The sequence below is a fragment of the Duganella sp. 1224 genome (assembly GCF_013408245.1).
In the GTDB taxonomy this organism is placed as follows: Bacteria; Pseudomonadota; Gammaproteobacteria; order Burkholderiales; family Burkholderiaceae_D; genus Rugamonas.
Window position 1 is genome coordinate 1,187,274 of the sequence record NZ_JACBYS010000001.1, and the last position, 22,586, is coordinate 1,209,859.

Consider the following 22,586-nt stretch of genomic DNA (forward strand, 5'->3'; position numbering starts at 1 on the left):
TATTTTAAATTTGATCCCGAGGGGAAGCTGTATGAAAAAGATTGCATTGGTAACCGGCGCCTCGTCCGGCATTGGTGCAGCGACTGCAACGCGCCTGTCCGAGGCTGGCTTCAAAGTCTACGGTAGCAGCCGCCGTAGCGCCCACGGGCCGACAAAGGGGTACGAGATGCTTACCCTCGATGTGACAAGCGAGGCTTCGGTGCAAGCCGCCGTCGCGGCGGTGATCGCGCAGGAAGGACGCATCGATCTGCTGGTCAATAATGCAGGCTTCGGGGTGGCCCCTGCCGGTGCCGAAGAAAGCTCTCTCAAACAGGCGCAGGCGATTTTCGACACGAACTTCTTCGGCGTGGTCCGCATGACGCGCGCCGTGCTGCCCCATATGCGGGCGAGGGGGGAGGGCCGTATACTCCACATCGGTTCTGTGCTGGGTTTTCTGCCGATGCCCTACGGCGCTTTATACGCCGCCAGCAAGCACGCTATCGAAGGCTATTCCGAGTCCCTGGACCACGAATTGCGCAACTGGGGCATCCGTTCCATCGTGATCGAACCGGCGTACACCAAGACGCCATTCGATGCCAACCTGCTGGAACCTGACGCCAAGCTGAATGCCTACGACGAAGTGCGGAATGCCGTGGCCCGCCGGGTGCAGGAGGCGATGGCCGGTGCCGAGGGGCCGGACGTGGTCGCGGAGACCGTATTGTTGGCCGCGCGGACAGGCAAGCCGAAACTGCGCTACACCGCTGGCTCCCTGGCAAAGCGGTTGCGCTTATTGCGCGCATTCGCCCCGGCGGGCCTGGTGGACGCAGGGCTGCGCAAGGATTTAAGCCTGGCGTAGGCCGCCACAAGTTTCTCGCACCATTTCGCAAATCATCAGGGAGCAAAAGCAATGAAAGCACTCGTCTTGAAACGCTACGGCGGCGCAAAGAACGTCGAGTTCGCAGACCTGCCCCGGCCAACCGTCAAGCCGGATGAGATCTTGGTCCAGGTTCACGCGGCAGGCCTCAATCCTATTGATAACATGATCCCAACCGGGAGCTTCAAACCCATCATCAAGCTCCAGCTGCCGTCGACCATGGGCAGCGACCTCGCTGGCGTGGTGGTCGAGACCGGTAGCCGGGTGACCCGCTTTAAAATCGGCGATGCGGTATTTGCCAGCACCTTTGACTTGGGTGTCGGCGCGCTTGCCGAGTACGCAGCGGTGCCTGAGCACGTGGCAGCGCTTAAGCCCGACAAGCTGGACTTTGTCCAGGCCGCATCGATACCGATGGTGGGTCTCACTTCGTGGCAAGCCTTGATTGAACGGGCCCAGCTGCAGCCTGGCCAGAAAGTATTCATTCCGGCGGGCGCCGGCGGTATTGGCAGCTTCGCCATCCAGTTGGCGAAACTGCTCGGGGCCAAGGTGGCGACGACGACCAGCACCGCCAATGTGGAATTGGTGCGTCAGCTCGGCGCTGACGAAGTGATCGATTATAAGAAGCAGGAATTTGAATCGCTGCTGCGCAACTACGACGTGGTGCTGGCAACACTGCGCGGCGGCGAGCTGGAAAAATCCCTGCAGGTTGTTGGGCCCGGTAGCCAGATCATATCGCTGATCGGCCCGCCGGATGCGGCATTCGCGCGCAAGCGCGGGATGAATTTCCTGATGAGGTTCGTGTTCGGCCTGTTGAGCGGGAAGATCATCCGGCTTGCGAAACAGCGCAATGCCAGCTATTCCTTCCTGTTCGTGCGTCCGGATGGCCAGCAATTGGCCGAGATCGGCGGTCATCTTGCTGCGTCACGGCTGCGTCCGGTCGTCGATAAAATATTTCCGTTCACTCAGGCCAGAGAGGGCCTGGCTTACCTCGAACAGGGCAGGGCGAAAGGCAAAGTGGTTGTGCAGCTTGTGGCGCCTGCAGCGGAAAGGTAGACCCTTGAAACGGCCATATTTGCTCTTCTTGGTGAAACAATCTCAATATGTATTTTTCATGGTATTGTTGGCTTGCCTATTGCTAAATACTTGTTTTTAAATTGATTTCTTCCTCTGTTGAGGATGGAGTGAGAGTGAGAAAGTAATAATTGCCATTGCGGTTTGACGGCATAGCGTTTAAGCGCTGCCTTGACGGCCCGGTCGTGATGACGTCCGGGCCGTTTGTCATTTATGCCCGCTAAAGGCATCGCCCGCACGCGGCGTGTTTGCATTTTTCAGCCGATTTTAACCACCCTCAGCAATTAACCAAATAGTTAGTTATAATCCCGTTTTCGGCGGATTTCGTCCAGCCGATGTCAGTTACCGAAGGGATGTTCAAAATGACAAGAAGTGAAGCCCATCATTCAGTGGCACTGAAAGCCGGGTGTATAGTGCTCGGCCTCGTCTTGCTGGCCACCGGCCTGTTCTTTGCCGTTGGCGGCGCCAAGCTGGCGGCCCTGCACGGGAGCCTGTACTTTTTAATCGCCGGCGTCGTCATCGTCGCGGCCGCCATCCAGTTCATGCGCCTGAAGTCGTCCGCCGTGCTGGTGTATGGCGCGGCATTCGCCGGCACCGTGATCTGGGCCCTGGTGGACGCCGGCCTCGATTTCTGGCCACTGGTCTCGCGCCTGATGCTGCCCGCCGGCCTGATGGTGCTGTCCCTGCTGGCCTGGCCAGCGCTGCGCCAGGCTGACACCGGTGCCGCCACTGGCCGCGGCGCCTACCTCGCCGCCGCCGTGCTGGCGCTGGTGATGGTCGCGACCTTCGTGCAGATGTTTCAGCCGCACCCGACCGTCGCGTTCCACGGCACGCCCGCGCCGCTGGTGCCGGTCGCCCCTGGCCATGAGCAAAAGAACTGGAGCAACTACGGCAACACGCCGGGCGGCAGCCGCTTTGCGGCGCTGGACCAGATCACCCGCGACAATGTCAGCAAGCTCGAGGTCGCATGGACCTTCCACACTGGCGACACCCCGATCAGCCCGACCGGCAACGGCGCCGAGGACCAGCAAACGCCGCTGCAGATCGGCGACCGCGTCTACCTGTGCACGCCGCATAACAACGTGATCGCGGTCGATGCCGACAGCGGCAAGAAAATCTGGGAGCGCGACATCAACGCGCAATCGCAGGTCTGGAACCGCTGTCGGGGCCTCGCGTACTTCGACGCCACCCAGCCGCTGGCCCAGCCGACGCTGGCCGGCGCCACGCCGGTACTGCCGGCGGCGGTGGCGGCCGGCGACAACTGCCAGCGCCGCCTGCTGATGAATACCATCGATGCCCGCCTGGTGGCCATCGACGCCGACACCGGCGCCCTGTGCGCCGGCTTCGGCAACGGTGGTGTTGTCGATCTGAAGGCCGGCCTGGGCGACGCGGCAGATCCGAAATACCAGCTGACCTCGGCGCCAACGCTGGCCGGCACGACCGTGGTGGTCGGCGGCCGCGTGGCGGACAACGTGCAGACCGACATGCCGGGCGGCGTCCTGCGCGGCTTCGATGTCATTACCGGCCAGATGCGCTGGGCTTTCGATCCGGGCCGCGACAATCCGAACGCGCCGCTGGAGCCGGGCCGTACCTATGCCCGCAGCACGCCGAATTCGTGGGCGCCGATGTCGTATGACGCGGCAATGAACACGGTATTCATTCCGATGGGCAGCTCGTCGGTCGACCTGTGGGGCGGCAACCGCACGCCGCTCGATCACCGCTACGCCACCTCGATCCTGGCGCTCGACGCCACCACCGGTAAGGAGAAGTGGGTCTACCAGACGGTGCACAACGACCTGTGGGACTTTAATGTGCCTATGCAGCCCAGCCTGATCGATTTCCCCGGCCAGGATGGCAAGACCACGCCTGCCGTCGTGTTCGGCTCGAAATCGGGGCAGATCTTCGTGCTCGACCGCCTGACGGGCAAGCCGATCACGCGCGTCGAGGAGCGCCCGGTGAAGACCGCCGGCATCAGCGGCGAGCAGTATGCGCTGACGCAGCCGTTCTCGGTCGGCATGCCGCAAATCGGCGCGGAAAAGCTGAACGAATCGGACATGTGGGGCGCCACGCCGTTCGATCAGCTGGCGTGCCGCATCAGCTTCAAGTCGATGCGCTATGAAGGCCTGTTCACGGCGCCGGGCACCGACGTGTCGCTGAGCTTCCCGGGCTCGCTGGGCGGCATGAACTGGGGCAGCCTGTCCACCGACCCGAACAACCACCTGATCTTCGTCAACGACATGCGCCTCGGTCTGTGGGTGCAGATGATCCCGCAGAAAACCGACAGCGGCCCGGCCAGCAACGGCGGCGAGGCGGTCAACACCGGCATGGGCGCGGTGCCGCTGAAAGGCACGCCGTACGCGGTCAACAAGAACCGTTTCATGTCGCCGCTCGGCATTCCGTGCCAGAAGCCGCCGTTCGGCACGCTCTCGGCGGTGGACCTGAAGACGCAGAAGGTGCTGTGGCAAGTGCCGGTCGGTACCGTGCAGGACACCGGTCCGTTCGGCGTCAAGATGCGCATGACAATGCCGGTCGGGATGCCGACGCTGGGCGGCACGCTGGCCACGCAAGGCGGACTGGTGTTCATCGCCGGCACCCAGGATTACTACCTGCGCGCTTTCGACAGCGCGACCGGCAAGGAAGTCTGGAAGGCACGCCTGCCGGTCGGCAGCCAGGGCGGCCCAATGAGCTATGTGTCGCCCAAGACCGGCAAGCAGTACGTGCTGATTTCGGCCGGCGGCGCGCGCCAGTCGCCGGACCGTGGCGATTACGTGATCGCCTACGCACTGAAACAACAATAATGTGTAACGATACAATGCAACACGAACATACCTACCTGACGGGACGCGCCGGCAGCGCCGCCCTGATCGTCGCGGCCGCGCTGGCCTCGGCTGGTGCACAGGCGGGCGACTCCGCCACTCTCACCGGCGACTGGGGCGGCGCGCGGAGCCAGTACACCCAGGCCGGCGTCAACTTGCGCGGCGATTACGTCTCCGAGACCTTTGCCAACGTCAGCGGCGGCCGCGATCGCGGCAGCACCTACGCCCAGCAAGTGCGCCTGGGCGCCGACTTCGACATGGCGCGGCTGGCCGGCTGGTCCGGCGCCACGCTGCATTTCACCATCAATGACCGGCGCGGCGGCGGGGTGTCGGCCGACTATATCGGCAACCGGCTGCCGGTGCAGGAAGTCCACGGCGGCCCGTACACGCGCCTGAGCGAGGCCAGCGTTGAGCAGAACCTGCTCGGCAACCGCCTCAATCTGCGCCTGGGCTTCTTCGCCATGGGCAATGACCTGGGCGGCATGGCCATCGGCTGCCAGCTGGTGAACGCGGCCTTCTGCGCCCATCCGCTGTCGATGTCGGGCAATACCGGCTGGTACAACTACCCGAACGCGCGCTGGGGCGCGGCGGTGCGCTACCAGGTGCAGCCTGAGCTGTTTGTCCGCACTGGCGCCTTCCAGGACAATCCGCATCTCGGCGACAAGGACAACGCGTTCCGGCCCTTTGCCGCCGGCACGGCGGGTGTGATACTGCCGCTGGAAGTGGAGTACGCGCCCGGCAGCTCGCCGCACAGCAGGGCGCTCCCCGGCCATTACAAGCTGGGCCTCATCTACGACACCGCCAGCGCCAGGCGCCAGGGTCAACCCGGCACCGTCGATGAACGCCATGGCGTGTACCTGCTGGCGGACCAGGCGATCGTGCGCGACAACGCCAGCGGCCGCAGCCTCGCGCTGTTCGGCCAGTTCACCGCCAATCCGAAGGCATCGGCGCAGATCACGCGCTGGTATGCTGCCGGCCTGGTCAAGACCGGCACCTTCGCCGGCCGCGACGCCGATACGGTGGCGCTGGGTGTGGTCCATGCGCAGCTCAATCCACGCCTGCGCGCGAGCGCCGCTGTGGCCAATCCGGATACCGGCGGCTATGCGGCGCTGCCGGCCGGCGAAACCGTGGTTGAACTGAGCTATGGCTGGCAGCCGCTGCGCTGGCTGGGCGTGCGGGCCGACGTGCAGTATATCGTCGACCCGGGCGCGTTCAGCTACCGCGCGACGCAAAACGCGCTGGCGGTTGGCACCCAGCTGAAAATCACCTTCTGAGTCAGGCGGCGCGCACGGCGCGCAGGATGGTGTCCACCACCGAGGCGCGCCGTGCCGCGTGCACATCGGCCGCCCCGAGGTCGCGGCCGAAGATGAAGCTGAAGGTGTGGCGGTTCGACACGTTGTAAAACGACAGCGCGCTGATCGACATGTGCAGGTCGACCGGATCCACATCGGCGCGAAACACGCCGGCCGCAATGCCGCGCTGGCAGACCTGTTCCAGCAAGGCGATCGCGCTATGGTTGATGGCGCGCAGTTCGGGAATCTTGCTGATGTACTCGCCCTGGTTGATATTCTCGCCCATCACCATGCGGACGAATTCAGGATGGGCCGCGTGAAAATCGAAACTCGCGCTGACCAGCTTGCGCAACGCCTGCTCGGGCGCCAGCGTGCCATCGACCTCCACCGCGCCCTCGATCTCGCGGAAGCGGTGGTAGCTTTCCTTGAGCGCGGCCACGTACAACTCTTCCTTGCTACCGAAGTGGTAGTAAATCATGGCTTTATTGAGGCCGCTTTCGGCCGCGATCGTATCGATGCGGGCGCCGCTCAGCCCGAGCCGGGAAAATTCCTGCAGCGCGACGTTCAGGATCCGGGCGCGCGTGCCTTCTTCATCGCCCTTGGCGGGAGCGGTCTTTGATCTGCTTGCTTTAGTCATCGAACGATTCTATCGAATTTCCGCTGACGTTTCCACAGCGTGTAGAGATCTAGGGCTGTCGGGCGCTCGAGCGCCAGGCCACCACTGAAAAGATCGCGGAGATCGCCAGGCTGCCGCCGATACACAGCATGGCGGCCATGAGCGCATGTGCCATCGACAGCGCGCTGGGCGATGTTCCCGCGATACCGAAAAAGATGCCGCCGATGACGGCGACGCCGAGCGCCGCGCTGATCTGCAGCGCAGAATTCGTGATGCCGGCGATCATTCCCGACCCCGTCGCCGGCGCCCGATCGATGACTGAGCGCACCAGCGTCGGCAGCGCCCAGCCCTGGCCGAAACCGAGCAGTCCCACCGCAACGACCAGTGGCAGGTGAGCCGGCAACTGCCCTGGCGCATCGGCAACCAGCGCGGCAAGGTAGACGCAGCCCACCACTTCGAGCAGCATGCCGATCGCCGGCACCCAGTGGCCGAAGTAGCGGATCGCCAGCGGCGTGGTCAGCGGTCCGATGAAAAAGCCGACGCCAAACGGCAGGAAGATCAGCCCGGTCGCCAGCGGATCCAGGCCGAGCGCTGACTGCAGGTACACCGAAAATACCAGGAAGAACGCCGACACGACATAGAAGAACAGCACGCCGGTGAGTCCACTCATCAGGCCCGGCTGATGGACCAGTTCTACATTCACCAGCGGCACGCCGCCACGGCGCGCGAACGACTTCTCGTACTGCCAGAACCAGACGCCAGCCACCGGGCTCGCGATCAGCATCACGCATGCCCAGGCCGGCCAGCCCAGTTCGCGCCCCTCGACCAGTGGCACGATCAGCAGACCCAACGTGAGGGCGCACAGCAGCACGCCGACGCGGTCGATGGGGGCGGGGCTGTCGCCCCGGCTGTCGGGCAGCAGCGGCAAGCCGCCGATCAGCACGGCGGCAACCACCGGCAGGTTGATGAGAAAGATGACGCGCCACTGAAGGTGAAAAACGTCGGCCGAGATCAGCGCGCCGCCCAATGCCTGCGCCACCACCGCCGCCAGCCCGACGGTCGCGCCGTACAGGCCGAGCGCGCGTGCGCGCTCATGCACCGGAAACAGCGCGTGGATCGACGCCAGCCCTTGCGGCGCCATCGCGGCCGCGCTCAGCCCTTGCAGCACGCGCCCGGCGATCAGCATCGACGGCGAGGTGGCAAGACCGCACATCAGCGAAGTCAGGCCGAAGCCGCTGATGCCGATCAGGAACATCCGTCGCCGTCCGAAGAGGTCGCCGAGCCGGCCGCCGGTGATGAGGAAGACCGCGTAGGCGGCGGCATAGCCCGAGATGACGAGTTGCAGTTCTGCGGCACTCGCGTCGAGGCTGCCCTGTATGGACGGCATCGCCACATTGACGATGAAGAAGTCCAGTGGCGGCAGGAACGCCCCCACCAGCAACACCGCAAATGCGAGCCACCGCCGCTTGTCTGAAGTCTTCGCGTGCATGATGTTCAGCTCCTTGGGTTCGGTTCAGTCAGGCAGGCCGAAGCGTTCGGTGCCGCTGATGGGTTTCCAGTTCTGCAGCGGCGTCGCGAAGTGCATCTCGAAGGTCCGCTCCAGGAATGCCCAGCGGCCGTCCCGCCGTTGATAGATGTCGCGATACTGGCCGCTGACCTGCAAGGGGCCCTTTTCAACGTCGTAGAAAAGACAGTCCGCCGCGACCAGGCCGTGGCCGTTGTCACCGTCCAGCGTGATCAGGGCGTTGGCCATCCAATGGTGCATATGCGGCATGCGTTTCATGTTGACGCGCGCTTGCGCCAGGATGGCCTCCAGGCCCTCGGAATTGCCGTTTGCGCCAAGGTATAGTCGCGAGTCGGGATGCCACAACGTGGCCAGCAGTTCCTCATTCATGGTGTCGAACGCCTCCGCGTAATTGGCGATCAGGGCATCGATGGCGAACCGGCTTTCGATGGCGTCGAGGCGTGCTTCAATGGATTTTGACATGTGCGTGCTCCGATAAATATACCGAATGGTACATAAATAAGTAAAAAAATTGCGTGGTGTTCCGTCGGTTTCCGGCCGACATGGCGCCACGCGTCGCGTTCTTTATATATCGAACGGTACAAATATACCTAGCCGCTCCAGGCCTGTCAACCCACGGCGGCGAAAGATTGTGTATCATTCGGTATTTAAATTGGCTGGAGTAGCTCATGGCTGAACGGGGACGACCAAGGACATTTGACCGCGATGCGGCGCTCACAGCGGCCATGCACCTGTTCTGGGAGAACGGTTTCGATTCGACCTCGCTGGCGCAACTCAAGGCGGCCATGGGCGGGGGCATTTCCGCGCCGAGCTTTTACGCGGCGTTTGAGTCCAAGGAGGCGCTGTACAAAGAGGCGTTGGGGCGATACATGGAGATTTATGGCCACATCACCAGGAGTCTCCATGACGCCTCGATTCCGCCGCGCGAGGGCGTGGCACTGGCGCTCCACCGGTCGGCAAAAATGCAGTTCGAGGCGGGACACCCCAGGGGCTGCATGGTTGCCTTGGGTTCGATGGGGGGAGGCGCCTCGGGTGGCGAGGCCGTCACGCAACCGCTGCGCGATGTGCGCAACCGCACGCGCGCGGGCTTCCGCTCCTGTGTGGAACGCGCAATCGAGAGCGGCGAGCTGCGCGCCACCACCGATCCGAATGCGTTGTCGATTGCCCTGGACAGCTTCTTCCTGGGCATCTCAGTCCTGGCCCGCGATGGTGTCCGTTACGCGGTGATGAAGAAGGCTGTCGATGACGCCATGGCCATCTGGGACGCCGCGCTTGCTCAAGGCTGAGGCCGGATCAGTGGGATTTCGGTGCGCAGCCGAAGGCGCGTCGGAATGCATGGGTAAACGCGCTCTGTGATGTATAACCGACCCTGCTTGCTACGAGCGCGACCGTTGCGTCGCTGCGCAGCAAGGCCGTACGGGCAGTGGTCAGCCGCCATGCGCGCAAGTAGGCCAGCGGTGGCTGGCCTATGCGGCGCGTGAACTCGGCGCAGAAGGCGGCGCGTGACATGCCAGCGACTGATGCGAGTCCCGCCACCGTCCACGGTTGCGCGAGATCGTCGTGTATCGCCCGCAGCGCTCTGCCGAGACGCAGATCCGCCACAGCGCCAAGCCAGCCTGTTTCCAGTGGACTGGCATGTGCCGCGTACGCACGGATCGCCTCTACGACAAGCACGTCCGCAAGCCTTGTGGTGACGACTTCGCTGCCCATCATGTCGCGTTCCAGCTCCTTGCTGACCAGTGCGAGTAGCGCCGCGATCGCCGCAGACGCGGGTGAAGCGCGGGGAACAATCAGGAATTCCGGCAACCGGTCGAGCAGGAAGTCGGCATTGGAGGCGGCGAAAGTGACGCTTCCGCCGATGCCTATCGTATCGTCGCCGCCAAAGCGCGCAACGTCACAATTTGCGCCGTAAAAGTCCTGGCCATTGAGCGGTGTTAGCGCCGGATCGCTGGCCACCACATAGGCGGTGCGGCCAATCAGGCAGATATCTCCCTCGCGCAGCAGCTGCGGCTCGCGCCCGGGAAGCACCATCCACTGGCTGCCACGCAGCATGGCCACAAACTTGAGCCTGTCGATCGCGGGAAATGCCAGCGCCCATTCTCCGGCCGCTTCCATGCGGGTCAGCCTTGTCACTTTTGCGCCGAGCACTTCCAGCACATCCGACAAGGGATCGCGCGCAGGTTTGGACGATTGCGATAACTTCATGGATGAACAAGCATAGCTGGTCTAATCGATCGATCATATCATGGGGTGCTTATCTGTTTGGGAGAATCATCATGGGTATCGAAGGCAAAGTTGTCGTGATCACGGGCGCCAGCAGCGGCATCGGCCGTGCGACAGCGAAGTTGCTGGCACAGCAGGGCGCCTTGGTTGTTCTGGGCGCGCGTACCGCGTCGGCGCTTGAAGCGGTGGCGCAGGAGATCAGCGCTGCCGGTGGCAGGACCGCGTGGAAGGTGACCGATGTGCGGCATCGCGCCGCGCTGGAAGAACTGGTGGCACTCGCGGTTAAAAAAGGCGGCAAGCTCGATGTCATCATCAACAACGCCGGCGTGGGGCCGATTTCGCGGTTTGACGCCTTGCGCGTCGACGACTGGGACCTGATGATCGATATTAACTTGCGCGGCACGCTGTACGGCATCGCCGCGGCGTTGCCCGTGTTTGCGCAGCAGGGGAGCGGGCACGTGGTCAATGTCATTTCAACGGCCGGCATTCGCATCCTGCCCACAATGGGCGTCTATGCCGCCACGAAAAACGCGGTGCGCACGGCAACCGAAGCATTGCGGCAGGAGGCCGGCCCCCATCTGCGCGTCACTGAAATCTCGCCAGGGATGGTTGCCACTAATTTTGGTGACAGCATCACGGATCTATCGGCAAAAAAACTGGTTGATGAGCGGCTGGCGGACATTGCGATGGCGCCGGATGCCATCGCGCGCGGCATCCTGTTTGCGCTGGAGCAGCCGCCAGAGGTGGATGTCGGCAGCATCGTCATACGCCCGACGGCGCAGGGTTGAGTATTGGCCGTTCCTCAACCCGCCTGCCAGCCGCCGCCGAGCGCCTTGTACAGCGACACCGTGGCCTGCAGGCGTTTGAGTTTGAGGATGCCCAGTTCGTTTTGCACGTCCGCCAGGCTGCGCTGGGTGTCGAGCACGGTCATCAGGTCTTCCGCGCCCGCCTTGTAGCGGATCTCGGACAGATTGAACGCCACACGCGACTGCTCCAGTTCCACCTCTTTGAGCCGGCGCTGCTCGTCCAGGCTGTGGATCTGGCCCAGCACGGTATCCACCTCCGCCAGTGCCGACAGGACGGTCGCGCGGTAATTCTGCACCAGTTCCTGTTTTTGTTCGATGGCCAGGTCCCGCTCGGTCCGCAAACGCCCGCCGTCGAAGATCGGCGCCACCAGCGAGGCGCCGACATTGGCGAACAGATTTTGGGCGTTGAGCAGCGACACCAGGGCGCTGCTTTGCGTGCCGGTCGATCCGGTCAGCCGAATGCTGGGAAACAGGGCCGCGCGCGCCATGTCGACGTTGGCGCTGGCCGCCGCCAGCAGCGCTTCCGAGCGGCGGATGTCGGGCCGCCGCGACAGCAGCTCGGACGGCATGCCAGCCGTGACTTCAGGCAGGCGGATGGTGTCGAGGCCGCTGTCGCTGATGCGGAATGTCTGCGGCGATTTGCCTAGCAGGATGGCCAGCGCGGATTGCGCCTCGCGCTCCTGTTGCTGCAACGCCGGGAGGGCGGCCTGCTGGCTGGCGACCGCCGAGCGCTGACGCGCCAGGTCCACCGACGTGGCGGCACCAACGCTGCTCTGGGCCTCGACCAGCGACAGCACATGCTGCGCCGTCCGGGCATTCTCGCGCGCCACGATCAGGCGGTCGTGCAGCGACAAGATTTGCAGATAGGTTGACACGATGCCGCTGGTCACCGTCAGCGCCACCGTCTGCCGATCATAGAAATTGGCCCGCAGCGAAGCGTCCGCCGCGGCAACACCGGCGGCGTTCTTGCCCCAAAAGTCGAGTTCGTAAGACACCTGCAACTGCCCGGTTGAGGATACATTGGCGTTGTGGTTGCCGGTGATCGGCAGATCCCTGCTGGCGCCGGCGTAGGCATCGACGGACGGCAGCAGCGCGACCCCGGCGATCCGCGCCTGCGCCGCCGCCTGGCGCACCCGCGACAACGCGGCCGCCAGTTCCAGGTTGCTGTCCTGGCCCTCGCGCACCAGTTGGCTCAGCTCGTCGCTGCCAAAGCGTTGCCACCAGTTTGTATCCGGCCATTCGTGGCTGGCCGGCGTGCCGGACTGCGACCAGCCGGCTGGCAATTCGACCGCCGGCGGCGGCTCCGCCACCGGGATCTTGTGCGCGCACCCGGCCAGCAGCATGCCGGCCAGGCATGCCGCCAGCGCGCCTGGGCGCCGCGTTTCAACTTGTATCTGCTTGTGCCGCACCACGCGTTGCCTCATGGCGCACCCACCGTCGCCGCCGGCCTGGGTTGCAGCGCCGGCGTCGGCACCGGACCGACCAGCACCTGCTCGCCCGCGTCCAGGCCCGACAGCACCTGCGCCTGCTGCGCCGTGCGCACGCCGATTTTCACCTTGCGTGTGACGATGCGCCGCTCCGCATTCACCACGTGGACCTCGTACATTCCCGTCGCATCGCGCTTGCCCAGCAGATTAACCGGCAGCAGCAACGCATCCTTGGCTTGGGCGACGACGAACTGCACCTGGGCGGTCATGCCGCTCATGAGTTCCTGCTCCGGATTATCGACATCGAACAGCACGTTGTAAAACGTCTGCTTGCCTTGCTCGGCGGTCCCGTCGGCGGGCACGGGCAGCACCTGGCGCAGCTTGCCCGACCAGGTGCGGCCGGGATAACCGGGCGTCTGGAAATTGGCCGTCATGCCGCGCTTCAGGCGCGTCACATCCACCTCCGCCACGCGCGCCTGCACCGTCAGTTGCGACAGGTCGGCAATGCGCATCAAGGGCGCGCCCGGCTGGCCGGCGCCGACCGTTTGTCCCGCCCGCGCATTCAGCGCCACCACGGTGCCCGACAGCGGCGCCAGAACTTGCTTGTGGCGACTGTTTTCCTCGTCGGACTTGAGCGTCGCCTCCAGTTGCTGGATCTGCGCGTTGATGGCATCCACCCGCGCGCGCGCCGACGACAGATTCATGCGGCTGGACTCGACGCTTTCATCGCGCGTGGCATTTTGTGCCTTGAGCTGGGTCTGCCGCTTGAACTGCAACTCGGCAAAGTCGGTCTGGGCTTGCTGGTCCGCCAGTTCGGCGCGCAGCCGGGCCATTTGCGCGCGGTTGCTCTCCACCTGGCTGGCGCGGACGGTGGGGGAGATCTCCATCACCGGCTGACCTTCCCGCACCGCGTCGCCGACCGCGAACAGCACCTCCTTGATCTGGCCGGCGACCTGGACGTTCACATCCGCAAACTGCCGGAATTGCAACTTGCCGATGGCGTCGACCGTCTGCTGCAGATCACCGCGCTGGACTGTTATCGTATCGAGCTTGCTCTCGACCGCCGGGGCGGCCTGCGGCGGCGCGGCCGGCGCGTTCAGCGCTTGGGCAAAGGAGAGAGGGGCAGTCAGCGCCAGCACCAGTGTGGCTGCGGTCAGGCGGGTGGGGCGGCGGGCGCCGGCTTGTGAGTCGTTCATCGGTTCTACATCGTTAAAAGCAGCGATTATTTTAGCGCATTCATGCACAGGTATCGCGCCGCCGATGGTGCCGCGTTTATGGCCGATCCGGCAAATGTGCTCGCCATTGCTGCATCAATGCCAGCAAGTCCGCGCTGGCGATGCTGGCAGCCGGCGCCTGCTCGTCGTGGATGTTGGTCAGCGTTGCCTGGTCGCGGTTGACGTCCAGGCGATAGATGTTGCCGATGGTTCGGTCCTGCTCGCTATGCCGGCCCGCCATATTGCGCTTGAGCATGGCCAGCACCAGGTCGCAGTAGACGGTGCTGTCGCGGATGTCGGTTTGCAGGAAGTCAGCGACCAACACGTCGCCGCCGGGGCCCGGCGTGATCTGCAGACGGCCAGTGTCGTCGCGGAAGATGCTGTAGGAGTCGGTCATAGACGTCTCTTAACTGTGGAGGTAGAACCGCATTGCCTGTATGGTACTACAAGGCGGTCATCGCGCGGGGCCGGGTATGTCGGCGACGACCGATTTGGCGTTCCACAATGGCGCGCTGGTGGCGAAGCCACCAGATACGGCCGGTATGCCATTGACTAATAGCGTGGTGCCTGGCTGCCCCCCGGTTGCCGTGGGGGAGACTGCCTTGGCGTAGTACAGCCGCCAGCCGTGGAAAAACGTCCGCTCGACATTGTCGCGGCGTTCCGAATAAGTGATGGAGACGAACTGGGCCTCGTCGGGCTTGATGTCCTGCTTCAGATAGCGGCTGGCGATGGCTTCGGCCTCTTCGCGCGTGATGGTGGGGGCAAGTCTGGTGGTTTTCCACACGAACAGGCCCGGATTGGCTGACGCCGGAGCGGCGTTGAGCACGGCCGCTGGCACCAGCAGGCTGAGCGAGAAAGCGAGAGCTAATGGAGCGAGACGACGCATGATGGTCCCTTTTCGATACTTGATAAAAAGCGCGGCCGGCAGATCGCGGCCGCGCCCGGTCAGGCACGAGAGCAGTTACGCCGGATGCTTAGTTCGGGAACGCGGTGTTGATGTTGCCGTTAGCGAGTATGCCGAGGCGGATATTGAATGGATTCCCGTTAGTGCCGCGGCAGTACAGGCCCCCTGGGGCTGCCGGAGCGGAGGGGCCAACGCCCCAGCCCACCGTGCCGGCCCCCGGAAGGGCGATGGGGTTCGCAAAGGCATAGCGCACCGAGGCCAGAATTTGCGCTTGGTTACAGGAGTCCGGGAAAAAGGTCGAAAACTTGTCGGTGAGGTTGTTGAAGTAAACCTGGCTGGTGTATATCCCATTGGCGACTGGAGCAGCCGGGCCGGTAAAGGCGACAACATTGGTTGGTGGCAGATACACTTTGGAGTGATAGCCTTTTGGATCGCCGTTGCCTGCGATCTCGCCGCAGAAAATGTGTAGCTGGTTGATGTTTGGCACGCCGCCGGTCCATTGCGCGATGGGGCATTGTGCCGATGCCGTGCCGCTGGACAGGCCGAGGGCGAGCAGTGCTGCGGCGTAAAACGCGGCGAGTTTTTTGGATAGCATGATGTTCTCCTTGTAGGTGAGGTGGTACGGGATGGGAAGAGTTACTCGAACTGCTCGTCCAGGTCGCTGATAAAACTGAACATCCAGCGGCCTTGGTCGCGCCTGACGGTGACATCCAGCGTGGACAGGCCCGGCAGCAGCTTGTACGCTTTCATGTCGGTGAACGCCAGCGCGCTGAAGTTTTCGCCTGATAGCATCGGCGCCGCGATCATGAAGTACAGCACCGGTTCGTAGCAGAATGTGCACGTCATGCCCCAGTCCAGATTGGGCATGGTGACCACCGGCTTGCCGCTGACCTGCCATACGCAGCTGACGCTGGTGTACGGATAGGTTTCGTTGTAGACGCCGTACTGTTGCGGCATCAGGCGCTGCAACGCCATGCCGGTTGGCGCCTCTTCGAGTGTGGGCGCCAGCAGATCCCGCCGCACGATGCGCAGCAGCTGGCCGGGCGCCACCGCCTTCTCCGCCGACCAGATGCGGTTGTGACGCGGACCGCTGACGATGCGCGCGCCGACCGTCGGATCGAACTGGAACTGCACCGTGGCGCCCGAGGAAATTTCCAGCTGCTGCCAGGCGTGCACCTGGTAATCCAGCTGCGGCGCTTGCGGCCGCAGGAACACCAGCACGCGCTTGCCGCGCATGTCCTCAACGTCGGAATGGACTGTGCATTCAATCATGAAGCTCCCCTTGGCATAGGTTGGGAACGACCGCGTCCGCCTCCATGGCGGCGGACACGGCTGGCTGGCTTACTTGGCGTTAAAGTCGAAGGTCCACAGGCCCTGGTTGCGGCTCAGCGTGACGTCCACTTCGGTGGCGGTGATCGGCATCGTGTATTGCGTCATGTCCGAGAAGTTCTGCACGATGTAGGTCTGGCCCACCATCGGCGGCGTCGCCACCATGAAGTAGAAGTTGGGCAGGTACTCGAAGCTGACGGTCATGTTGGTGTCGACGTACGGCATGGTCACCACCGGCTTGTCGTTGACATACCAGTTGCTGTCGAACTGGATGTACGGATTGGTCTGGTTGATGACGCCGCACTGTTCCGGTGTCAGCTTGGTCTGCGCCAGCGAGGTGGCGGCCGGCTGCAGCAGCGGCGACAGGCCGCTGGGGCTGACCGCCGACAGCAGCTGGCCCGGCGCGATGGCCTGGCGGCCGGAGATGATCTTGTTGTCGTTCACGCCAGTGCTGCTGACGTCGGTGGAGATCAGCGCCTCGTAGTCGAACGACTCGGTGGCGCCGGCCGAGCCGGTCAGCACCTGCCAGGCGTGGATCTGGTAGTTGCGTTGCGGGTTCTGCGGTTTCAGGAAGACCAGCACGGTTTTGCCATGCAATTCGTCGGGACCGACGTTGTAGTTGACGTTGAACTTAGTCATCACTTGCTCCTTGGTTGGACATTGCTGCGGACTCTGCGAAAAACGGCGCCGGATGACGAGTCCGCGATTTCATCCGGCGCCGGGGGAAGGGCCGCTCAGGCGGTGTGGACTGCCTTCGGCGGGTTGAACAGGTAGCGCACCGGCGCGCTCGCGGCGGGTGGCGCCGGCTGCATGGCGACCTGCACTTCGGTGGCGTAACTGGGCGGCATGTAGGGGCAAACGGTGGCCGCGCGTGCCTCGTCCACGGCGTAGGGACGGCTACGGTTGTCGGACTTGCTGTCGCTGGCGACCGCCAGGAACAGCAGCGCGCCTGGGTCGGGCTGGAAGAAGGCCCGCGTGCCGGGACCGACGTTGACGGTGGCGGCCACCAGCCGCGCCTTGTCCAGGTTGCTGCCGCCCAGATACCATTCGATCTTCACCGTACCGTCACCCAGGCTGGCGGGCGGCGTGACGATCTCGACATACCGTTGGGTGTTGGCGCGCAGCGCTTGCAGCACGATGTTGTCGGCGCCGATCGCCAGGACGTAGCTGCCGCCGATCGTGACTGGCGTCTTGCGGCTGCGAATCTGCTGGCCGCTGGGGTCGGATTTGCGCACCACCACCGACATGCCGCTGTCGTGGTAGAACGACTCGTGCGCGTCTGCCGATGGATTCAGGTACTGCCATGGGTAATACACGAAGCTGGCCGGTTCACCGTCCGGCGCATCGGCGCCCGGCGCCTTGCACGGCGCGGTCGGCTTGCTGTCAAGCCGGTTGGGTACCAGTACCACGGTGGCGGTGGCCGCGTGGCCAAGCTGGTTCCTGAGGGTGTAAGACAGTCCCATGATGTTCCCTTTCTCTTCGTCGGCAGTATCAGCGTTGCCGGTGTTGTGCTGCTAAGACGCGCCGCGCGGCGCCGGTGTGAAAACTGTTTTCAGATATCGAAGCCGATGAGGCCGCCCAAGCCACGCGGCCGCCCGCTGGTGTAGCGGATCAGGTAGTTGACATAGGCGTTCTTGACGCGGGTTTCCGGCGCCTCGCGGATCGTGATCGCTGGCGTATAGTCTGGCGGAACGACGGTGTTCTCGGTGGGCGTCGTGGTCGATAGGCTGTAGACGGCCGGGCCCTGGCCTCCGGTGGCCGACGAAACCGCTTGTCGATAGGTATGCTGATGCGCCTGCAACGCGTCGTCCTGGACCGAGCCGACCTGGTTGCCTTGCCAGCCGCCGCTGCCTGCGGCGCCGCGCCTGTCGGCCTGCGGATCGCGCGGCAGCTGGTCCGGCCCCTGGGCGCCGAGGTTCACGCCGCGCAGCACGCGGCCGCGATAATCGGGCAGCAGGAACCAGCCGGGACCATCCTGACCGTGGATATAGCCGAGCACGCGGAATAGCTCTGGATAGCGCGCCACCGCCACGCGGCGGCCATCGCACACCAGCCAGCCCTGGCGCTCCAGCCGCAGGTTGTAGGCTTGCGATTGATAATCCGGATAGCTGGCGCCTTGCGGATCGGTCGGGTTGTTGATCGGCGCGGCGTACGGCACGATGGTGCCGACCGGGACCGCTTCAGGCACCGGCATCATGGTCGGGCTCCTCAGTCGCCGGCACCGCGGCGGGCAGGCGGTCGTCCTGGCGCAGCATCAGCATGGCGGTCGCGATCGCAACCTCCCAGTCGCTGCCGGCGCTGACCGTGGCCGCGCGCGGCCCCAGCGTCTTCCACTCGTTGGCCAGTACCAGGTCGCTTTCCAGCACCGGGCACAGCTGCGATTCGCCGAGCCAGAAGCTGCCGTTGGACGACAGGTAGTACAACATCGGCACGATGAAGGCCGGGCGCACCGGCAGCAGCAGGCGCGCCGATGCCGCTTGCAGAAACTGGCGGAAGCTGTCGTCGCCCGCTGTTGCCAGCCCGCCGTCGCGCGCCTTGGCCAGTCCGCTGGCGTCGCTGGCGCCGGCATAGCGGACGCTCATCTCCGCCCATGCCACCGCCTGGCGGAAAAACGGCAGCAGGTCAAATGCAGCCTGGTCTGGCGTAAGGCGGTCCGTGGCGGTGGCGATGGCGATGCCGGGCGCGCTCAGGGCGTCGGTGGCGCCCTGGCGCAGCGCCGCGTATTCGGTTTCCAGCCGTCCGGCGTCGCTGCCGGAGGCGTTGGCCGCCAGCTCGCCCATCACGCGTTCCGTCTGCTGCTGGCAGTCATGGTAGGCGCGCATGATGGCGGCGTACGTGTCGTGCTGCCACGCGCGGAACGGTGGCGCCTCATCCACGCAGTCGCATTCCAGGGTCACGATCAGCGCGTAGCTCAGACCGATGGCGACGGCGCCCGCCGGCACGGCGCCGCTGCACGGCTGCCAGTTCGGTACCGGCAGCACCCCGGGGTTGACGGCGCTGGACGGGTCGATCTTCAGCGCGGCCGCGCCGACCAGAACGTCGAATGACGGCGGGACGCTCGCTGCCGTCGGCGTCACGCTCCATGCATACGACACGCTGGCCGCACTGGCCTGGTAGCCCTCCGGTACCGTCAGCGTGGTCAGCGGCTGCGGCGGCGCGGCGCCCAGGCTGGCGCTGACCAGGCGCCGCGACGGCGGCGGTGGCGCCACGTCGGCGCCGTAGCGGCGCGCCAGTGGCAGATAGTTGTCGCGCGTTAGGTCATAGGCCGACGTCACCGCCGCCACCCCTTCCGACGCCTGCCACGGTGGGGGCGGCACCGTCAGGTTCCAACCATGCAGCGCGTTGCTGCGGGCGATGAAGTTGGCGGCCGGCGCGGCCAAGGTATATTCCAGTATCAGTCGCGTGCCGAGATGTTCAACATGCGCGCGGTGTACTTGGTCTACCCAGTGATATAAGCCGGTCAGATGGGCGTCGCCAGCCTCGTTGTGGAAGCGGCGCCGCTGTTGCAGGCTGAATTCTTGCCGCATCCGCTGGCGGCGTTCCTGGCCAATCTTGCGCGCAACACGATGGCAGGCATGGTCCAGCAACTGGCGCGCATAGTGCGCCGCCTGCCGCTGCAGCGCGGCGGGACCGTCGACGGTGTCGGTCCAGCCGCCGCTGACGGTCACGGACAAGCCATCGCTGGCGTACTGTTGTTGCAGGCTGTCAAACTCCCGTTTCAGCTCGCTGATTGGATTGCTGGCGTTGGTTTCTGCCTGCAGGGCGCCACCGTGGTAGCCAAGCTGCTGTCGCGCATCGTCGATGTCCAGTAGGCGGTCGCGCTGCAGATCGTCGCTGATGTCGCGCTGTTGACGCAACTCTTCGCGCGTCTCCCCGCGCATCACGTTTTCCACATGCGCCAGCTCACCCAGCCTGTAGCCTTTCAGCCGTTGGCGGATCACTTGCAGGTCGGCATAGCCGAGCGCCGCCACGGTACTGGCGGCTGGCGGCTGCGGCAGCGGGAAGATGGTGGAAGGTAGCAGCACACTCGCCTGTAGCACTTCGCGCAAGCGGCGCGGCGCGTGGTGGCCCTCGGCCGGAGATGACCGTCCTGCCTGGGCCAGTTTCTGCACGGCTGCCAGCCATTCGGCCGCGTGGCATACCATCAGCGCCCGCGTCAGCGCCGAGGCGTGGTGCGGCAGCGGCGTGGCGGTGACCAGCAGCGCTGTCAGGCTGTCCTGCAGGCTGGCCAACTGCGAGGCGTAGTCCGGCGAGGCGAGAAACGTTGTGACCGGCACACCCAGCAGCGCCTCCATGGCTGTGACCAGTGCTTCCGCGGTCGCCGGGCGCAGTGACAGGAGTGCGCACACCGGTTCGCCGTGTAATCTGCCCATCGGTCCAGGCAGGCTGCCGATACGCGCCACGTAGTCGCTGGTGGTGCCCGATGGCGGCGAGATGAAGGCTTGCGCGGCCGCCTGCATGGCGGCGCGGTCCGGCTTGGCCTTGTCTGTCGCCAGCGCTTGCTGAAGGGGGCCCGCATTGGCGATGCTGAAGAAGCGGCGGGCCTGCTGGGCCGCGCTTGGCGCACGCAGCGCGCGCGGATAGGTGAACGGCGCAAAGATACGTGGTGCCTCCAGCGCCACCTGCTCTGCATGGTCGGGGTCCGGCTCGGGCCACGGCGCCGGGCCCGGGCGGGGATCAGGCGGCGCAACGTCGCCCGGCAGGGTGGCCAGCACCACATGATGCACCGGTGTGTCGGACCGGAAGATGACGCTGTCGAGCGCGATGGTGCCGTCGGCATGGAAGTGGGTGCGCAACATCACCTCGGTGGCGGCGCTGTCGTGCCGGATTAGTTGGCGCCATTCGGGCTGGCGCGGGGTCAGCGCGCGTCTCGCGTGCTGGCGGCCATCCGCGCTGCTGAGTGCCAGGATGACCTTCTGGTTGGCGTCGGCCGCACCGGTGATGGTCCAGTCGGCGCGCAGCTGTCCTGCCGGATCAAGCGTCGCGCTGCCTTCGGTTGGCGCGACGTTATCGCACGGGCGGCAGACGCGCCAGTTGCACAGCCGGGCCTTGATCTCTTCCATGTGACCGTGATACAGGTCGAGCGCCAAGGTACTGTCGTGGCGGTGATGCGCGTGCCCGCTCAGCGTCAATGCGCCGTGCGCACGTTCCGTCCCGTCATCCAGGTGGAACTCGCCCAGTGGCGCCTCTGGCGTCAGTATGACCAATGCCGATGCCGCAGCCGGCGGCTCCGGCTCCGCGCCCAGCCGTAAAAGGCAATGGACGTGCCAGCCGGCCTCGGCGCGCCGCGTGGCGCGCCAGTGCACATGCAGCGCGCCAACAGCGTAATTGTTTTCGATGGCGTCCGGGCGAACCTCGGCAAGTGCCTCATTCATGGCTTGCTCCTTGGCGTGGGGATGATGGCTTATTCGGCGTAGTGCAGCAGCGACAGCGTTGCGGATCGGCCAGGCGCGCGTTGCGGCAGCAGCTCATTGCCAACGTAGCGGCGCACGCGGGCGCCGAGCAGACGCCGGGCTTCCTGGATATGCTTGCGGGCGTTGGCGGGCGTAATGGCCAGATCAGCGGCGATCCGATCGTAGGGGGCGTCTTCGCAAAAGCGCATGTAGGCGGCGCGCCGAAGACGCTCCGGCAGTGCCTCGAAGGCCAGCCCCAACTGGTGACTGAGTTCGGCGTTCAGATATTCCTGCTCGGCGGACAGGGCGCTCAAGCCGATGGTTTCGCTCAGGTAGCTCAGGCCGCCGTCGCGGCGGGCATCGGCCTGGCGTTCGCGCTGGTCATCGATGAACTGGTTATAGGCGATGCGGCTCAGCCAGCCGCCCATGTGGCGCACCTGGCGCAATTGTTGTGGGCTCTCGCTGCAGACTTTCAGCATGACTCGGCTGAACAGGTCGTTGGCGTCATGTAGATTGCCATGGGTCAATTTTCTGCATCTTCCCATCAAGAATGTTTTGTAATTAATTACCAGGGATTGAATATCGCTGTCGGTGTTTGGATCTGCGCTGATATTATCAATATGGATATTGTAGTCGGCGGTCTCTGCAAAAGCATATATATCGTTTCTTTTCACGGCATATCCTTTTCATCGGTCCAGACAAGGGGGATGCGTTTGGGCAGATGAAAGCTACACAGCCGGCGACTGTGTCCATGACAGGCGTGAATTGAATACGTAAAAGTGAAACACGCCCCGGCATTGGTATCCAGCTCCTGTGCAGCTGCTCATCCATGCCGGAAAGACGAAGTAATCGGTTATATGTGAAGATATTATGTTGAAGTCAGGATTGTTATTATTTGTGACTATTATTTATGAGTAAAGATCAGTGATGCTGCGCGTGGCGTAAAATACTAATGGCGAACCTGATTTTTAGTAATAAAGTGTAAATTAGTGTTTATAAAGAGGCAAGCCCTTACCGCCGCTGGATCGCTAGTCCTTAGGGGATAGCCCGCTGTAGGTGGAAGATCGCCGATATATCATTGATCGACGTGATCCAACCGGCGTGCGCTGCGGCGGCT

At 64.3% G+C, this 22,586-nt stretch carries 21 protein-coding genes; 6 read left to right on the forward strand and 15 right to left on the reverse strand.

The window, feature by feature from the left end; translation table 11 throughout:
* Window positions 1-31 precede the first annotated feature (31 nt).
* The 4 genes from FHW58_RS05425 to FHW58_RS05440 all read left to right on the forward strand — a co-directional run bounded on the left by FHW58_RS05425 (window position 32) and on the right by FHW58_RS05440 (window position 6,014).
* Entirely contained in the window at window positions 32-835 is an 804-nt protein-coding gene (locus FHW58_RS05425) for an oxidoreductase (RefSeq protein WP_179672013.1), read from the forward strand.
* A 51-nt stretch (window positions 836-886) separates the two neighbouring features.
* Window positions 887-1,906, forward strand: coding sequence for an NADP-dependent oxidoreductase (locus FHW58_RS05430; RefSeq protein WP_179672014.1), 1,020 nt, complete (start codon window positions 887-889; stop codon window positions 1,904-1,906).
* 380 nt (window positions 1,907-2,286) lie between these two features.
* Window positions 2,287-4,722 carry a glucose/quinate/shikimate family membrane-bound PQQ-dependent dehydrogenase gene (locus tag FHW58_RS05435; protein ID WP_179672015.1) on the forward strand — a complete coding sequence of 812 codons (2,436 nt, stop codon included), beginning with the start codon at window positions 2,287-2,289 and terminating at the stop codon, window positions 4,720-4,722.
* A gap of 14 nt (window positions 4,723-4,736) precedes the next feature.
* Window positions 4,737-6,014, forward strand: a complete 1,278-nt coding sequence (locus FHW58_RS05440) for a carbohydrate porin (protein WP_179672016.1) — start codon at window positions 4,737-4,739, stop codon at window positions 6,012-6,014.
* Window position 6,015: 1 nt separating this feature from the next.
* On the opposite strand, the gene FHW58_RS05445 is transcribed toward FHW58_RS05440, so the two are convergent.
* The 3 genes from FHW58_RS05445 to FHW58_RS05455 are packed head-to-tail and all read right to left on the reverse strand — an operon-like array spanning window position 6,016 to window position 8,635.
* Entirely contained in the window at window positions 6,016-6,669 is a 654-nt protein-coding gene (locus FHW58_RS05445; RefSeq protein WP_179672017.1) for a TetR family transcriptional regulator, read from the reverse strand.
* Between the two features lie 49 nt (window positions 6,670-6,718).
* Window positions 6,719-8,137: an MFS transporter gene (locus FHW58_RS05450; protein WP_179672018.1), complete on the reverse strand. Its 1,419-nt coding sequence runs from the start codon at window positions 8,135-8,137 to the stop codon at window positions 6,719-6,721.
* 24 nt (window positions 8,138-8,161) lie between these two features.
* Window positions 8,162-8,635, reverse strand: coding sequence for a nuclear transport factor 2 family protein (locus tag FHW58_RS05455; protein ID WP_179672019.1), 474 nt, complete (start codon window positions 8,633-8,635; stop codon window positions 8,162-8,164).
* A 206-nt stretch (window positions 8,636-8,841) separates the two neighbouring features.
* Between FHW58_RS05455 and FHW58_RS05460 the strand changes: the two genes are divergently transcribed.
* Window positions 8,842-9,459, forward strand: coding sequence for a TetR/AcrR family transcriptional regulator (locus FHW58_RS05460; RefSeq protein WP_179672020.1), 618 nt, complete (start codon window positions 8,842-8,844; stop codon window positions 9,457-9,459).
* Between the two features lie 7 nt (window positions 9,460-9,466).
* On the opposite strand, the gene FHW58_RS05465 is transcribed toward FHW58_RS05460, so the two are convergent.
* Window positions 9,467-10,378: an AraC family transcriptional regulator gene (locus FHW58_RS05465; protein ID WP_179672021.1), complete on the reverse strand. Its 912-nt coding sequence runs from the start codon at window positions 10,376-10,378 to the stop codon at window positions 9,467-9,469.
* A 71-nt stretch (window positions 10,379-10,449) separates the two neighbouring features.
* Here FHW58_RS05465 and FHW58_RS05470 point away from each other — a divergent pair, with 71 nt between their 5' ends.
* Complete coding sequence (locus FHW58_RS05470) at window positions 10,450-11,184, forward strand: SDR family oxidoreductase (protein ID WP_179672022.1); 735 nt, start codon at window positions 10,450-10,452, stop codon at window positions 11,182-11,184.
* Between the two features lie 14 nt (window positions 11,185-11,198).
* On the opposite strand, the gene FHW58_RS05475 is transcribed toward FHW58_RS05470, so the two are convergent.
* From FHW58_RS05475 to FHW58_RS05525, 11 genes are all read right to left on the reverse strand, one after another.
* Entirely contained in the window at window positions 11,199-12,626 is a 1,428-nt protein-coding gene (locus FHW58_RS05475; protein WP_229265058.1) for an efflux transporter outer membrane subunit, read from the reverse strand.
* Entirely contained in the window at window positions 12,623-13,825 is a 1,203-nt protein-coding gene (locus tag FHW58_RS05480) for an efflux RND transporter periplasmic adaptor subunit (protein ID WP_218892626.1), read from the reverse strand. Before FHW58_RS05480 ends, FHW58_RS05475 begins: the two co-directional genes overlap by 4 nt.
* 76 nt (window positions 13,826-13,901) lie before the next feature.
* Window positions 13,902-14,240 carry a hypothetical protein gene (locus tag FHW58_RS05485; protein ID WP_179672023.1) on the reverse strand — a complete coding sequence of 113 codons (339 nt, stop codon included), beginning with the start codon at window positions 14,238-14,240 and terminating at the stop codon, window positions 13,902-13,904.
* A 57-nt stretch (window positions 14,241-14,297) separates the two neighbouring features.
* Entirely contained in the window at window positions 14,298-14,729 is a 432-nt protein-coding gene (locus tag FHW58_RS05490; protein ID WP_179672024.1) for a hypothetical protein, read from the reverse strand.
* Window positions 14,730-14,817: 88 nt separating this feature from the next.
* Window positions 14,818-15,342: an EndoU domain-containing protein gene (locus tag FHW58_RS05495; RefSeq protein ID WP_179672025.1), complete on the reverse strand. Its 525-nt coding sequence runs from the start codon at window positions 15,340-15,342 to the stop codon at window positions 14,818-14,820.
* 41 nt (window positions 15,343-15,383) lie between these two features.
* Window positions 15,384-16,019, reverse strand: coding sequence for a hypothetical protein (locus FHW58_RS05500; protein ID WP_179672026.1), 636 nt, complete (start codon window positions 16,017-16,019; stop codon window positions 15,384-15,386).
* Between the two features lie 69 nt (window positions 16,020-16,088).
* Window positions 16,089-16,715: a hypothetical protein gene (locus tag FHW58_RS05505; RefSeq protein ID WP_179672027.1), complete on the reverse strand. Its 627-nt coding sequence runs from the start codon at window positions 16,713-16,715 to the stop codon at window positions 16,089-16,091.
* A gap of 95 nt (window positions 16,716-16,810) precedes the next feature.
* Window positions 16,811-17,539: a hypothetical protein gene (locus FHW58_RS05510; RefSeq protein ID WP_179672028.1), complete on the reverse strand. Its 729-nt coding sequence runs from the start codon at window positions 17,537-17,539 to the stop codon at window positions 16,811-16,813.
* 89 nt (window positions 17,540-17,628) lie between these two features.
* Window positions 17,629-18,273 (reverse strand): tail fiber protein, encoded by a 645-nt coding sequence (locus tag FHW58_RS05515; protein WP_179672029.1) that lies wholly within the window; start codon window positions 18,271-18,273, stop codon window positions 17,629-17,631.
* A complete protein-coding gene (locus tag FHW58_RS05520; protein WP_179672030.1) occupies window positions 18,257-21,451 on the reverse strand; it encodes a hypothetical protein in 3,195 nt (1,064 codons plus the stop codon). Before FHW58_RS05520 ends, FHW58_RS05515 begins: the two co-directional genes overlap by 17 nt.
* A gap of 29 nt (window positions 21,452-21,480) precedes the next feature.
* Window positions 21,481-22,143 carry a sigma-70 family RNA polymerase sigma factor gene (locus FHW58_RS05525; RefSeq protein ID WP_179672031.1) on the reverse strand — a complete coding sequence of 221 codons (663 nt, stop codon included), beginning with the start codon at window positions 22,141-22,143 and terminating at the stop codon, window positions 21,481-21,483.
* Between the last annotated feature and the right edge of the window lie 443 nt (window positions 22,144-22,586).

Excerpts from the sequence above, each read along its gene's own strand:
- FHW58_RS05425 (WP_179672013.1), top strand. The coding sequence starts at position 32 with ATGAAAAAGATTGCATTGGTAACCGGCGCCTCGTCCGGCATTGGTGCA.
- FHW58_RS05430 (WP_179672014.1), top strand. The coding sequence starts at position 887 with ATGAAAGCACTCGTCTTGAAACGCTACGGCGGCGCAAAGAACGTCGAG.
- FHW58_RS05435 (WP_179672015.1), top strand. The coding sequence starts at position 2,287 with ATGACAAGAAGTGAAGCCCATCATTCAGTGGCACTGAAAGCCGGGTGT.
- FHW58_RS05440 (WP_179672016.1), top strand. The coding sequence starts at position 4,737 with ATGCAACACGAACATACCTACCTGACGGGACGCGCCGGCAGCGCCGCC.
- FHW58_RS05445 (WP_179672017.1), bottom strand. The coding sequence starts at position 6,669 with ATGACTAAAGCAAGCAGATCAAAGACCGCTCCCGCCAAGGGCGATGAA.
- FHW58_RS05450 (WP_179672018.1), bottom strand. The coding sequence starts at position 8,137 with ATGCACGCGAAGACTTCAGACAAGCGGCGGTGGCTCGCATTTGCGGTG.
- FHW58_RS05455 (WP_179672019.1), bottom strand. The coding sequence starts at position 8,635 with ATGTCAAAATCCATTGAAGCACGCCTCGACGCCATCGAAAGCCGGTTC.
- FHW58_RS05460 (WP_179672020.1), top strand. The coding sequence starts at position 8,842 with ATGGCTGAACGGGGACGACCAAGGACATTTGACCGCGATGCGGCGCTC.
- FHW58_RS05465 (WP_179672021.1), bottom strand. The coding sequence starts at position 10,378 with ATGAAGTTATCGCAATCGTCCAAACCTGCGCGCGATCCCTTGTCGGAT.
- FHW58_RS05470 (WP_179672022.1), top strand. The coding sequence starts at position 10,450 with ATGGGTATCGAAGGCAAAGTTGTCGTGATCACGGGCGCCAGCAGCGGC.
- FHW58_RS05475 (WP_229265058.1), bottom strand. The coding sequence starts at position 12,626 with ATGAGGCAACGCGTGGTGCGGCACAAGCAGATACAAGTTGAAACGCGG.
- FHW58_RS05480 (WP_218892626.1), bottom strand. The coding sequence starts at position 13,825 with ATGAACGACTCACAAGCCGGCGCCCGCCGCCCCACCCGCCTGACCGCA.
- FHW58_RS05485 (WP_179672023.1), bottom strand. The coding sequence starts at position 14,240 with ATGACCGACTCCTACAGCATCTTCCGCGACGACACTGGCCGTCTGCAG.
- FHW58_RS05490 (WP_179672024.1), bottom strand. The coding sequence starts at position 14,729 with ATGCGTCGTCTCGCTCCATTAGCTCTCGCTTTCTCGCTCAGCCTGCTG.
- FHW58_RS05495 (WP_179672025.1), bottom strand. The coding sequence starts at position 15,342 with ATGCTATCCAAAAAACTCGCCGCGTTTTACGCCGCAGCACTGCTCGCC.
- FHW58_RS05500 (WP_179672026.1), bottom strand. The coding sequence starts at position 16,019 with ATGATTGAATGCACAGTCCATTCCGACGTTGAGGACATGCGCGGCAAG.
- FHW58_RS05505 (WP_179672027.1), bottom strand. The coding sequence starts at position 16,715 with ATGACTAAGTTCAACGTCAACTACAACGTCGGTCCCGACGAATTGCAT.
- FHW58_RS05510 (WP_179672028.1), bottom strand. The coding sequence starts at position 17,539 with ATGGGACTGTCTTACACCCTCAGGAACCAGCTTGGCCACGCGGCCACC.
- FHW58_RS05515 (WP_179672029.1), bottom strand. The coding sequence starts at position 18,273 with ATGATGCCGGTGCCTGAAGCGGTCCCGGTCGGCACCATCGTGCCGTAC.
- FHW58_RS05520 (WP_179672030.1), bottom strand. The coding sequence starts at position 21,451 with ATGAATGAGGCACTTGCCGAGGTTCGCCCGGACGCCATCGAAAACAAT.